Genomic DNA, 12,215 nt, shown 5'->3' on the forward strand with positions numbered 1-12,215 from the left:
GGGCGTCAAGTCACTTCCGCCGGACGGGAATCGGCGCCGGGCGGAGGTCAGCGCCGGGCGAGCCGGCGGCGCTGCTCCGGGATGGTGGCCAGCGGGACGGCCGCGGCGATGGCGACGGCCGCCTCCCGCGCCGGGCGGTGCACCAGGGCGTGCGAGAAGGGCTGGGTGCGCCAGTCGAGTCCGTTCGGGAGCTTGAACAGCGCGGCGAACCCGGCCGGTTCGGCGTCCTCCGGGGCCTCGACCTCGGCCAGGTCCTCGGTCGGGAGGCCCGAGCCGGGGCAGATCGCGGGGGCGAAGGGGTTCCAGGCGGTGGGCAGCAGCGCGTGCTGCGGCAGCCGCTCCTCGTCCGCCACCAGGGCGATGGGGCGGCGGCACTCGGGGCAGTGGACCCGGAAGATGTCCCAGTTCTCGGCCTCGCCGGGGTCGATGCCCGGCATGTGGTCGACCACGAGGCCGTCGCTGCCGGTCGGTTCGTCGGTCTCGTCGGCGGCCAGCACGCGCTGGTCAGTAGCAGGCATGAGGATCCCCCTAGGATCGGGCCCGGCGTGGTCGCTCAGGGCCACAACCAGCACTTCCCTGCCTCCCGGGCTCATAACCCTGCGGAGTTGTGCACCGTGATGCACCGGGTGTGTCCTTGGCCACACCGCCCGCCACATTCACCCGGCACTTGCCCGCCTGACACCTGCAATCCCACCCCGTGCCACCGCGTGCGCCCCCCGTGCTCCCGACCGGGTAGGTTTGCGCACTGTGGAGGATCTCGACCAACGCATCGTCCAGCTGCTCCTAGAGGACGGCCGGATGAGCTACACGGACCTGGGCAAGGCCACCGGCCTGTCCACCTCGGCGGTGCACCAGCGGGTGCGCCGCCTCGAGCAGCGCGGGGTGATCCGCGGCTACACCGCGATCATCGACCCCGACGCCGTCGACCTGGCGCTGACCGCGTTCATCTCGGTCAAGCCCTTCGACCCCAGCGCCCCCGACGACACCCCCGAGAGACTGGCCGGCCTGCCCGAGATCGAGGCCTGCCACAGCGTCGCGGGGGACGAGAACTACATCCTCAAGGTGCGGGTCGGCGCCCCCGGCGACCTGGAGGACCTGCTCGCCCGCATCCGCAGCGCGGCCGGCGTCTCCACCCGCACCACCGTGGTGCTCTCCACCCCGTACGAGGCCCGACCCCCGCGGCTCTGAGTCCGGGGCGGCGAGGTGCAGACTTAGCGGCATGACCGAAAGCACCTCCCCGACCGTCCTGCTGCGCGGCGGCGCCGTCTACAGCCCTGCCGACCCCTTCGCCACCGCGATGCTCGTGGAGGGCGGGCACATCGCCTGGGTCGGCAGTGACGGCGCCGCCGAGGCGTACGCCGCGATCGCCGACGAGATCGTCGAACTGGACGGCGCCCTGGTCACCCCCGCCTTCGTCGACGCCCATGTGCACGCCACCGCCACCGGACTGGCGCTCACCGGCCTCGACCTCACCGGCAGCCCCTCGCTGGCCGCCGCCCTGGCCGCCGTCACCGCCTTCGTCGACGCGCAGCCCGAGCCCGGCGGCGTGCTGATCGGCCACGGCTGGGACGAGACCGGCTGGCCCGAGGGCCGCCCGCCCACGCGCACCGAACTCGACGGGGCCGCCCGCGGCGCCGCCCTCTACCTCTCCCGCACCGACGTGCATTCCGCGCTCGCCACCACCGCGCTGCGCGCCCTCACCGAGGGCCTCGCCGGGCGGCCCGGCCACGACGCCGAGGGCCCGCTCACCAAGGACGCCCACCACGCCGTCCGGCAGACCGCGCTCGCCCGCCTCACCCCCGAGCAGCGTCGCCGCGCCCAGCGCGCCACCCTGGCCCGCGCCGCCGAACTCGGCATCGGCGCCCTGCACGAGTGCGCCGGCCCGGAGATCTCCTCGGAGTCGGACCTGACCGCTCTGCTGGCCCTGGCCGCCGACGGTGAGGGGCCGGAAGTCTTCGGCTACTGGGGCGAGTTGGGCGGAGTCGAGACGGCCCGCCGGCTCGGCGCCACGGGCGTCGGCGGCGACCTCTTCGTGGACGGCGCGCTCGGCTCGCACACCGCCTGCCTGCACGCCCCCTACGCGGACGCCGAGCACACCGGCACCGCCTACCTGACCGCCGAGCAGGTCGCCGACCACGTCGCCGCCTGCACCGAGGCCGGGCTGCAGGCCGGCTTCCACGCGATCGGCGACGCGGCCGTGGGCGCCGTCATCGAGGGCGTCCGGGCGGCCGGCGAGCGGGTCGGCGCCGACCGGGTCAGGGCGCTGCGCCACCGGGTCGAGCACGCCGAGGCGCTGGACGACAAGGCCATCGCGGCCTTCGCCGAACTCGGCCTCACCGCCTCCGTCCAGCCCGCCTTCGACGCGGCCTGGGGCGGCCCGGACGGCATGTACGTGCAGCGTCTGGGCGCCGAACGGGCAGCCGGCCTCAACCCGTACGCGGCGCTGCTGCGGGCCGGCGTCCCGCTGGCCTTCGGCTCGGACGCCCCGGTCACCCCGCTCGACCCCTGGGGGACGGTGCGCGCCGCGGCCTTCCACCGCACCCCGGAGCACCGGATCTCGGTCCGCGCCGCCTTCACCGCCCACACCCGCGGCGGCTGGCGCGCGATCGGCCGCGACCACGACGGCGTCCTGGTGCCCGGCGCGATCGCCAACTACGCGATCTGGGCCGCCGACGACCTCGTCGTCCAGGCCCCCGACTCCCGGGTGGCCGGCTGGTCCACCGACCCGCGCTCCGGCACCCCCGGCCTGCCCGACCTCACCCCGGGGCGCGAACTGCCGGTCTGCCTGCGCACGGTGGTCCGCGGCCGCACCGTCCACCAGCGGTAGACGGAGCGTCCGCCGGCGGTAGACGGACCGCCCGCCGGCGGTAAACGGGATGAGCCGGCGGGCCCCGGCCCCGTAGGTTGACCGCCATGACCGCACTGGTGCCCGCCGACTTCACCGTCCCGCGCGAGCTGCTCGCCCAGGGGTTCCGCCTGGAACCCCTGGGCACGCGGCACAACGCCTCCGACCACGCCGCCTGGAGCGGCAGCGTGGAGCACATCCGCGCCACCCCCGGCTGGGCCGGCCGCAACTGGCCGCCCGCCGACGGCATGTCCGCCGAGGAGAACCTCGCCGACCTGCGCCGGCACGCCGCCGACTTCGAGGCCCGCCGGGGCTTCACCTACACCGTCCTGGAGCCGGACCGCGACGAGGTGATCGGCTGCGTCTACATCTATCCGGACCGCGAGGACCCCGCCGCGGTCTCGGTCAGCTCCTGGGTCCGCGCCGACCGCGCCGAGCTCGACGCCCCGCTCCACCGGGCCGTCCACCGCTGGCTCACCGACCACTGGCCGCTCGCGCGGTTCCACTACGCGGAGCGCTGACGGGCCGGCCCCACCACCCTGACCTCACGCGTTTCCGACCTTCCGGGGTACCTTCTTCGCACAGCGTCCGAACAGCAAGCCCCAGGAAGATGGTGCGCCGGTGGCCATGCCCGTCACCCAGGAGCGGTCCGGGACCGCTCCCGAGCAGCCGGAACCGGCCCCGAAGCCCGGCCTCGCCGCCCGCGCCCTGGCCAAGGTCCGCGCCGGGCTGCCGCGCACCGGCCTCGCCGCGCTGGCCGGCCTGCTGCTCGCGCTCGCCTTCCCGCCGTACGACCTGTGGCCGCTGTCGCTGGTCGGGGTCGCCGCGCTGTCCCTGCTGACCCGCGGCCGGACGTTCCGCCAGGGCGCCTGGACCGGCTTCGCGTTCGGCTTCCCGTTCTTCCTGATGCTGCTCAGCTGGCTGCGGGTGGTCGGCTGGGACGCCACGGTCGGCCTGTCGGTCATCGAGGCGCTGTTCCTGGCCCTGCTCGGCGGCGCGCTGGCGCTCACCTCCCGGCTGCCCGGCTGGCCGCTCTGGGCGGCGGCCCTGTGGGTCACCCAGGAGTGGGCGCGCGACCGGCTGCCGCTCGGCGGCTTCCCCTGGGGCCGGCTCGCCTTCGCCAACACCGCCACCCCGTACACCCCGCTGGCGGCGCTCGGCGGTGCGCCGCTGGTGACCTTCGCGGTCGCGCTCTCCGGCGCCCTGCTCGGCTGGGCGGCGCTGCGCCTGCGCGGGCCGGGCCGGGCCCCGAAGGCGGCCGCGCTGGCGGCGCTCGGCGCGGTGGCGACCCTGCTGGCGGGCTACCTGGTGCCGGTGCCCACGGCCGCGGCCGACACCGTGAAGGTCGCCATCGTCCAGGGCAACGTGCCCAACCCGGGCATGGACTTCCTCGGCCGCCCGATGATGGTGCTCAACAACCACGCCGCGGCCACCGAGCGGCTCGCCGCCGACGTCCGGGACGGCAAGGTCCCGAAGCCCGACGTGGTGATCTGGCCGGAGAACTCCTCCGACCTCGACCCGTTCAGCGATCCGCTGGCCCGCCAGCGGATCGACGAGGCGGTCAAGGCCGTCGGCGTGCCCACCCTGGTCGGCACCCTGGTCGACGGCCCGGACGCCCAGCACGTCCAGAACGAGGGCATCGTCTGGGACCCGGTCACCGGCCCCGGTGCGTCCTACACCAAGCAGCACCCCGTCCCGTTCGGCGAGTACGTGCCGTTCCGCGCCCAGCTGATGAAGGTGATCACCCGCCTCCAGCGGGTCGCCCGGGACTTCTACCCCGGCGACCACAACGGTGTGATGCAGCTCGGCCCGGCCCGGATCGGCGATGTGATCTGCTTCGAGGTCGCCTACGACGAGATCGTCCGGGACACCGTGGACAGCGGTGCCCGGGTGCTGGTGGTCCAGACCAACAACGCGACCTACGCCAAGACCGGCCAGCCCGAGCAGCAGCTCGCGATGAGCCGGCTGCGCGCGGTCGAGCACGGCCGGGCCGTCCTGATCGCCGCCACCAGCGGGATCAGCGCGGTGATCGCCCCGGACGGCACCGTCGAGCAGCGCACCGCCGAGCTGACCCCGGCCGAGCTGTCGGCGACCGTCCCGCTGCGCGACGGCACCACGGTCGCCGACCGGGTCGGCGCCGTCCCGGAGTGGACGCTGGCGATCGGCGGCCTGCTGGCCTGCGCCGCGGCCGTGCTGGTCGGCCGCCGCAAGAAGGCCGTGGACGGAACACCGGCCGCCGGGGAATCGTTGGACCAGGTGGTGCCGTAGCCGGCCCGGACCTCCCGTGCGGCGCGCAGAGCACCGCTTGGAGTGGATTCGTACCGTGACCCAGCAAGCTACCCCCACCCGTCCGGTCCCGCGCAGCAGGCTCCGCCGGGTGCTGCCGCTGCTGATCACCGCCTGGCTGGTGCTGGAGATCTGGCTGCTGGTCCTGGTGGGCTCCTGGCTGGGCGGCTTCGCCGTCCTGCTGCTGCTCATCGGCGGCGGCCTGATCGGCGGCTCGCTGATCAAGCGGGCCGGGCTGAAGGCGCTGTCGGCGGCGATCGAGCAGAGCAAGAACCCGCAGTCCCAGCAGCCGCAGACCGGCACGAGCATGACGGTGCTGGCCGGGTTGCTGCTGATCATCCCGGGCTTCCTGTCCGACCTGGTCGCGCTGACCCTGCTGTTCCCGCCCACCCGGGCGCTGTGGCGGGCCGTCGGGCGCCGGGTCGCGGACAAGGCGATCCGCAGCACCACCGGCACCGGCGCGGACCCGTTCGCGGACGCGATGCGGCTGCAGGAGCAGCTGCGGATCCACCGCCCGGACGGCAAGGTGATCCAGGGCGAGGTGGTCGAGCCGGAGGCGGGCCCGCGCGGCCCGCAGGGCCCGGACACCGGGTACCGGCCGCCGATCACCGGCTGACACCGCCGGAGGCACCGCGCAGCCACCCGTGGGCCGCCCGCACCGGGCGGCCCACCGCCGTGCGCTGCGAGGCCGGATCCGGCAGCGCGAAGGCCACGCGACGAGGACGGATCCGGCAACGCGAAAGGGACCCTGGTGACCAGGGTCCCTTTTCGCGTCCTCCCGCACTCGGCGGGAGCGAGGTGTGTCAGGCGCTCTTGCGGGTGTCCCGCGGGTGCACCGCGAGGTTCATCCCACCGGAACGGAGCACGGCCAGCCGCTCGGCCAGCACCTCCTCCAGCTCCTCGCGCGTCCGGCGCTCCATCAGCATGTCCCAATGGGTGCGCGTGGGCTTGACCTTCTTCTCCTCCGGCTCGTCACCGTCGAGGAGCATCGCCTCCTGGCCGCAGAAGCGGCATTCCCAGGTCTGGGGGATCTCCGCCTCGACCGAGAAAGGAACCTCGAATCGGTGTCCGTTCTGACATGCGTACTCGACGGTCTGGCGGGGAGCCAGATCGATACCACGGTCGGTCTCGTAGCTAGTGGCCCCGAGTCGCGTGCCGCGGAGAGCTCGCTCGCTCATGAATCGTGCCTCCCGGGCTTATGGCCCACAGGACTAGTGGTCGCTGTTCTTCGTCGTTCGGTCAACGCTCGGCTTCCGACGAAGATTCCCGTCCCGGGACATGCGTCGTCTGTCGTGCCGCCCCTGTTTGTACCCATCAACGCCCGATTTGTCACATCTGGCCGGTGATATCACCCCAGGTGTCACCTATTTCACATCTGGTGATCGGGCGGACTTTCCGTGACGAGCCTACCGGGAGCGGATTCCGCGGCGCCCGCCGCCCCCGGGGTGCGGCGGTCAGGAGATCGGCCTGGAGCGGATCATCGGCTCGGTCTTGCCCAGGTCGACCGAGTGTACGGGCGGGGCGTCGACCGGTACCAGCGGCGGGCCGTCCGGGCGGGGCGGGGCGGCGGAGGCGGGCTCGGTCCGGCTGCCGCGGTGCGGCAGCAGCGCGATCACCGCGTCCCGCAGCGGGGCCGGGGCGTCCTCGTCCAGCGGGTCGACGGTGGCCGGCACCTGGAGGCGCACCGGGGTGCCGTTGCCGATCCGGGCGTAGCCGCGGCCGACCGGGGCGTGCGCGGCGGGCGCGATGCCCAGCGGGGCGCCCAGCGCGGCCTGCGCGTCCTCCGGACCGGCCGGGCCGAGCAGCACCCGGGCCCGGGTGGTGGTCCGGACGGTCGGGGTGAGCCGGTCGGCGGCCTCGACGTCGTCGGCGACCACCACGGTGACCCGGGCGGCCCGGCCGTGCCGCAGCGGCAGCTCCAGCAGGTCCTGCGGGTCCGGGCGGCCCTCGGCGTGGGCGAGTTCGCTCAGCTCGGTCGGGTGGTCCAGCAGCAGCCACAGCGGCCGGGTGACGTCCTCCGGCAGGGGCGCACCGGTGTGCCGGGCGGAGTTCAGCGCGGCGAGCCGGCGCTCGGTCTCCTGCGCGGCCCAGTCCAGCGCGGCCAGCGCACCGTGCAGGCTGGTCTCCACGGTGTGCACGCCGGGCCGGTTCACCAGGCAGGCGTGCTCCCCGGTCCCGGCGCCGTCGATCACCATCAGGTCGGCGTACGGGAGGGCCTGGAGGGCGATCGAGCGGACCAGGCTGGAGGTGCCGTAGCCGGTGACGCCGAGGGCCAGCAGGTGCGGCTCGGAGGAGCGCGGGCCGGTGCGCCAGATCACCGGCGGCTGCTGGGCGGTGGTGCCGCCCCGGGTGACCGGGATGGTGCGGGCGGTGCCGTCCTCGTCGGTGAAGCCGAGCACGATCTCGCCCGGGGTGGCCACGAAGCGCTGGGCGGCGATGTCGGTGGGCAGCGGGGTCAGTGCGGTGATCCGCAGCCGGTTGGACTCCTCGTCCCAGTCGAAGCGGTACTCCCGGGCCCGCCCGGCCTTGCCCTGGACGACCTGCTCGATCCGGGCCCGGGCGGCCGGCTCGGTGTCGGTGAAGTACGCGGGGTAGCCCAGCTCCAGCCGGGCGAGCCGGCCCTCGCCGTCGAACTCCCAGGAGCCGAAGGCGCTCTTGTAGCTGCCCTCGAAGTGGTACAGCGGGTTGGCGTCCTCGGGGCCGCACAGGTACGGCGTGAGCGCGGAGTAGAGGGCGCCGAGCTTGACGTCCGCGACGTCCGGCGCGGGCGGTGCGGGCGCCGCCTTGGGGGCCCGGCCGGCCCAGGCGGCGCTGGCCATCAGGGCGACCAGTGCGAAGAGCAGGCCGTGCGGCAGCAGGTAGATCCCGACCAGCATCGCGGCGGACAGGAACAGCGTCGGGCCGCGGCGCTCCTTGGGCGTGGCCTGCCAGCGGTCCTTGGCCCAGCCGGCGTGGTGGCGCAGCCCGCGGCCGATCACGCTGAGCGGCGCGACCATGTCGGTGGCGTGGTCCCCGGCGGTTCGGGCGAACTCGCGGCCCTTGCTGAGATGGCGGTGCAGCGGCATTCCGTGACTCCCCGGACGAGTGGGACGGGTGGGGTGAGGGGGGACTGCTCGGCGGTACGACGGGGCCCGGGGCGGTGGGATCCGCCCCGGGCCGGTGGGGGAGTGGCGGCTAGAAGCGAATGCCGCCGAGCAGGCTCGCCAGGCTGGCACCGCCGGCGGTGATGCTCGGAGCGATCGAGGAACCGGCGACGTAGAAACCGAAGAGGGCGCAGACGATGGCGTGCGAGACCTTCAGTCCGTCCCTGCGGAAGAACAGAAAGGCGATGGTGCCGAACAGGACGATGCCGGAAATCGAGAGGATCACTTCTGCTCCTCGGAGAGGGGACGGGGACAGTGTTACTTAAAGTGCCCTAATCGTGACAAAAAGTAATAGATGATGGAACGGCGCAAATGGGTGGTTCTGCCGTTCAATACGGCCCCGGAAGCCGGACGGGGGTACGCGAACCGGCTCGGACGGGGGCCTCGTCCCCGCGCGGATGCGGCGTGGATTCGGTGCCGCGAGGCATTCCCGGGGGGCGGGTGGGAAGTTTCCGGGGGGTCCCGGAAGTTCGCTCGAATGGCTGCGCAACCCGTGCGGCCGCACGTCGTACCGTTCGGCGGCCCTCCGCGCCGGTCCGGTCGTCGTCCGGATTCCGGACGGCCGCTGGCCCGGGGCCGGTACCGGCCGCTACGGTGCGGTACGCACCAGCCCCCGCCCGTCCTCAGGAAAGGCAGCCCGCCATGACCGATGCCCCCGACGCCGAGGTGATCGCGCTCGCCGGGAAGCTCTTCGACGCCGCCCGGGCCGGAGACACCGCCACCCTGGCCACCGCGCTCGACGCGGGCGTCTCCGCCGACCTCACCAACGACAGCGGCGACACCCTGGTGATGCTGGCCGCCTACCACGGCCACGCGGCCACCGTCGGGGCGCTGCTCCAGCGCGGCGCCGACCCGAACCGCGCCAACGACAAGGGCCAGACGCCGCTGGCCGGGGCCGTCTTCAAGGGCGGCTCGGACGTCGTGGACGCCCTGCTGGCCGGCGGGGCCGACCCGAGGGCGGGCGTGCCGTCCGCCCTCGACGCCGCCGCGATGTTCGGCAAGGCCGAGTTGCTCGCCCGGTTCGAGGGTCGCTGAACCGACGCCGTAGGCTCTTCCATCATGGAGAGCACCACCACCGCCCAGGACACCGGCACCGTCGAGTTCCGCATCACCGGGTACGCCCACCCCGACGCCCAGGCCCTGGCGGCGGAGGTGCAGCAGGAGTACGTCCGCCGCTACGGCGGCCCGGACGAGACCGCCATGCACCCCGCGGACTTCGAGGCACCGGCCGGCCTGTTCCTGATCGCCTACCTGGACGGCCGCCCGGTCGCCTGCGGCGGATGGCGGGCCAAGCAGGCCGGCCCGGACGGGCTGCGGGACGGCGACGCCGAGGTCAAGCGGATGTTCGTGGTGCCCGGGGCCCGCGGCCGCGGCCTGGCCCGGGCGGTGCTGCGCCGACTGGAGGGCACCGCCGTCGAGGCCGGGCGCACCCGCTTCATCCTGGAGACCGGCACCGAGCAGCCCGAGGCCGTCGCGCTGTACGGCTCCGAGGGCTACGCGGCGATCCGGAAGTTCGGCATCTACAAGGACCACGAGCAGAGCATCTGCCTCGGCAAGGAACTCGCCGCCGCGGTCTGAGCGGCCCGCCCGCCGGGTAGACACCCGTGGTGAACCCCCGACCCCCCGGAGCCGACCGCCTGCCCGCCCTGGCCGCACCGGGCGGGGAACTGGACCGGCTGGTCCGGGCGGGCGCGCACGCCATGGGCACCGGGGCGGTCTGGGCCGTCGGCGACGCCCGGGGCGCGCTCGGCGGCGGCCGTCACGGCGCGCTCGGGCAGGGCCCGTACGCCGGGCTCCGGCCGGGGCCGGACACCCGGTACGACCTCGCCAGCCTCACCAAGATCATCGCGCTCTGGCCCTGCGCCGGAGCGCTCCGGCAGGCCGGCCGACTGCCGCTGGACGAACCGCTCGGCCACTGGTGGCCGCCCGCCGAGGGGCGTCCGGCGGGCCGGGTGACAGTCCGTCAACTCCTGGCCCACACCGCAGGAATGCTGCCGTACACCCGGTTCGAGCGGCTCTACGGACGGGACCGCGCGGCGGTCCGGACCGGGGTGCTGGCCGCCCCGCTGTACCGGGAGCCGGGCAGCGCCGTCGAGTACACCGACCGCGCCGCCGTCCTGCTCGGCTACCTGGTCGAGGACCTCGGCGGTGCGCCGCTGGACGAACTCGCCGCCCGCTGGGCCTGGTTGCCGCTCGGCATGACCGACACCCGGTACGGGCCGCTTGACGCGGCCGAGCTCGAACGGACCGCGCCCACCGAGTACCACGAGCCGATCGGCGCCCACCTGCGCGGCGTCGTGCACGACCCCTCCGCCCGGCTGCTCGGCGGCGTCTCCGGCAACGCCGGCGCCTTCTCCACCGCCCGCGACCTCGGCCGCTTCCTCACCGCCCTGCTCGCCCCGCCGCCCCGACTCCCCTGGGGCGAACCGTGGATCGCCGAATCGCTGCGCGAGCAGACCGGCGGTCTGACCCCCGCCCGCGGCCTGTCCTGGCTGTACGCCGCCGGCACCGAGCCCGCCGAGGGCACCTTCGTCCACTACGGCTTCACCGGCACCGGCATGTGGGTCTCCCGCCGGCTCGGCCGCTGGGCCCTGCTGCTCACCAACCACGTGCACCGCAGCCGGGTCACCCAGCCGCTCACCGACCTGCGCAACGCCTACCGGCAGGCGGTCTTCGGGTAGTACCCGATCGGGTGGATTAGGTACGAACCGCCGCTGCCGCGGCGGTGGTTGCGGCAGAGTGACCGCGACGGACGGCAGCCGGCGGAGGAGGCGCGATGACGGAGACCTGGGCCCTCACCGAGGAGGAGTGGCTCTCCCGGATAGTGCGCGCCTACATCGGGTGCAGCGTGCTGCTCACCGACCGGGGCGGCAAGGTCCTGCTGCTGAAGGCCAGTTACCGCGACCAGTGGCAGTTCCCCGGTGGCGGGATGGACCCGGGCGAGGACCCGGCCGAGTGCGCGGCCCGGGAGCTGCGGGAGGAGACCGGGCTGACCGCCGGCGAGCTCCGGCTGCTGGTGGTGGAGTGGCGGGAGGCGATCCCCGCCCAGGGTGAACACGCCCACCCCGCCGTGCACTTCATGTTCGACGGCGGGACGGTCGAGCCGGGCGCGGTGGTCCGGCTCCAGCCGGAGGAGATCGCCGACCACGGCTACTTCACCCCCGCCCGGGCCGCCGCCGTGCTGCACCCCAGCGCGGCGAGCCGGCTCACCGGGGCCCTGGAGGCCCGGCGGACCGGCACCGCCGCGCTGCTGCACTCGCCGGGGTACGTCGGGTGATCCGGGCAGGTCAGAGCAGGGTGCTCCAGTAGTACCAGAACCGGTTGAGCACCAGCAGCGCGATCACCGCCGCCCACAGCACCGGCAGCGCCCAGTGGTAGCGCGCCGCCTCCCGGACCGCCGTCCCCAGCCGCGGACCGACCGGGATGACGCCGGTGCGCAGGTTGTGCAGCGTGGTGTACCAGAACAGCAGCACCACCGTCGCCCACACCACCATGCAGTACGGGCAGAGCGCGCCGATGTCGTACAGCGCCTGGACGACCAGCCAGTGCACGAACACCACGCCCAGCGCCGTCCCGGCGTTCAGCCCCAGCCAGAACCAGCGCCGGTAGGCGGCCCCGGCCAGCAGCCCCGCGCCGATCGCCGCCAGCGCACCGAACGCGGCCAGGCCGAGCAGCGGGTTCGGGAAACCGAAGACCGAGGCCTGCTCGGTGCGCATCACCGAGCCGCAGCTGATCACCGGATTGATGTTGCAGCTGGGGACGTACGACGGGTTCTCCAGGATGCGGAGCTTGTCGAAGGTCAGGACGGCCGAGGCGGCCAGCCCGACGAGTCCGCCGAGGAACAGCAGGACGGCGAGGGCCCGGCTCGCGCCGATCGGAGCCCGGGCGGCGGCGTCGGGAGCGGGTGGGGAGAGGTGCACGGTGGTCGCGGCGGTCATGAC

General features: G+C 74.4%; 14 protein-coding genes. 9 read left to right on the plus strand and 5 right to left on the minus strand.

Annotated features, from left to right (window positions below; genetic code table 11):
* Nucleotides 1-47 precede the first annotated feature (47 nt).
* Nucleotides 48-518 (minus strand): hypothetical protein, encoded by a 471-nt coding sequence (locus tag AB0O91_RS14475; protein WP_363431932.1) that lies wholly within the window; start codon nucleotides 516-518, stop codon nucleotides 48-50.
* Between the two features lie 229 nt (nucleotides 519-747).
* Between AB0O91_RS14475 and AB0O91_RS14480 the strand changes: the two genes are divergently transcribed.
* The 5 genes from AB0O91_RS14480 to fxsA all read left to right on the plus strand — a co-directional run bounded on the left by AB0O91_RS14480 (nucleotide 748) and on the right by fxsA (nucleotide 5,747).
* Nucleotides 748-1,188: an Lrp/AsnC family transcriptional regulator gene (locus AB0O91_RS14480; RefSeq protein WP_350883567.1), complete on the plus strand. Its 441-nt coding sequence runs from the start codon at nucleotides 748-750 to the stop codon at nucleotides 1,186-1,188.
* 31 nt (nucleotides 1,189-1,219) lie between these two features.
* On the plus strand, nucleotides 1,220-2,827 hold the full coding sequence (locus tag AB0O91_RS14485) for an amidohydrolase (protein WP_363431935.1): 1,608 nt from the start codon (nucleotides 1,220-1,222) through the stop codon (nucleotides 2,825-2,827).
* Nucleotides 2,828-2,913: 86 nt separating this feature from the next.
* On the plus strand, nucleotides 2,914-3,366 hold the full coding sequence (locus AB0O91_RS14490) for an N-acetyltransferase (RefSeq protein WP_363431938.1): 453 nt from the start codon (nucleotides 2,914-2,916) through the stop codon (nucleotides 3,364-3,366).
* 106 nt (nucleotides 3,367-3,472) lie between these two features.
* The gene (lnt, locus tag AB0O91_RS14495) at nucleotides 3,473-5,113 is read left to right on the plus strand and encodes an apolipoprotein N-acyltransferase (protein ID WP_363432000.1); all 1,641 of its coding nucleotides are present in this window, start codon (nucleotides 3,473-3,475) and stop codon (nucleotides 5,111-5,113) included.
* Nucleotides 5,114-5,168: 55 nt separating this feature from the next.
* A complete protein-coding gene (fxsA, locus tag AB0O91_RS14500) occupies nucleotides 5,169-5,747 on the plus strand; it encodes an FxsA family membrane protein (protein WP_363431941.1) in 579 nt (192 codons plus the stop codon).
* A gap of 187 nt (nucleotides 5,748-5,934) precedes the next feature.
* Here fxsA and AB0O91_RS14505 read toward each other — a convergent pair whose 3' ends face one another.
* The 3 genes from AB0O91_RS14505 to AB0O91_RS14515 form a co-directional block, all read right to left on the minus strand.
* Nucleotides 5,935-6,309 (minus strand): RNA polymerase-binding protein RbpA, encoded by a 375-nt coding sequence (locus AB0O91_RS14505; RefSeq protein ID WP_350517527.1) that lies wholly within the window; start codon nucleotides 6,307-6,309, stop codon nucleotides 5,935-5,937.
* A gap of 276 nt (nucleotides 6,310-6,585) precedes the next feature.
* Entirely contained in the window at nucleotides 6,586-8,196 is a 1,611-nt protein-coding gene (locus tag AB0O91_RS14510) for a hypothetical protein (RefSeq protein ID WP_363431944.1), read from the minus strand.
* 109 nt (nucleotides 8,197-8,305) lie between these two features.
* Nucleotides 8,306-8,500, minus strand: a complete 195-nt coding sequence (locus AB0O91_RS14515) for a hypothetical protein (protein ID WP_097238968.1) — start codon at nucleotides 8,498-8,500, stop codon at nucleotides 8,306-8,308.
* 416 nt (nucleotides 8,501-8,916) lie between these two features.
* Between AB0O91_RS14515 and AB0O91_RS14520 the strand changes: the two genes are divergently transcribed.
* From AB0O91_RS14520 to AB0O91_RS14535, 4 genes are all read left to right on the plus strand, one after another.
* The gene (locus AB0O91_RS14520; protein WP_363431947.1) at nucleotides 8,917-9,309 is read left to right on the plus strand and encodes an ankyrin repeat domain-containing protein; all 393 of its coding nucleotides are present in this window, start codon (nucleotides 8,917-8,919) and stop codon (nucleotides 9,307-9,309) included.
* Nucleotides 9,310-9,333: 24 nt separating this feature from the next.
* Nucleotides 9,334-9,852 carry a GNAT family N-acetyltransferase gene (locus tag AB0O91_RS14525; RefSeq protein ID WP_363431949.1) on the plus strand — a complete coding sequence of 173 codons (519 nt, stop codon included), beginning with the start codon at nucleotides 9,334-9,336 and terminating at the stop codon, nucleotides 9,850-9,852.
* 29 nt (nucleotides 9,853-9,881) lie between these two features.
* On the plus strand, nucleotides 9,882-10,955 hold the full coding sequence (locus AB0O91_RS14530) for a serine hydrolase domain-containing protein (RefSeq protein WP_363431951.1): 1,074 nt from the start codon (nucleotides 9,882-9,884) through the stop codon (nucleotides 10,953-10,955).
* Nucleotides 10,956-11,050: 95 nt separating this feature from the next.
* Complete coding sequence (locus tag AB0O91_RS14535) at nucleotides 11,051-11,551, plus strand: NUDIX hydrolase (protein ID WP_363431953.1); 501 nt, start codon at nucleotides 11,051-11,053, stop codon at nucleotides 11,549-11,551.
* 10 nt (nucleotides 11,552-11,561) lie between these two features.
* On the opposite strand, the gene AB0O91_RS14540 is transcribed toward AB0O91_RS14535, so the two are convergent.
* On the minus strand, nucleotides 11,562-12,212 hold the full coding sequence (locus tag AB0O91_RS14540; RefSeq protein WP_363431955.1) for a vitamin K epoxide reductase family protein: 651 nt from the start codon (nucleotides 12,210-12,212) through the stop codon (nucleotides 11,562-11,564).
* Nucleotides 12,213-12,215: the final 3 nt, after the last annotated feature.

Source organism: Kitasatospora sp. NPDC089797, assembly GCF_040684795.1.
Lineage (GTDB): Bacteria > Actinomycetota > Actinomycetes > Streptomycetales > Streptomycetaceae > Kitasatospora.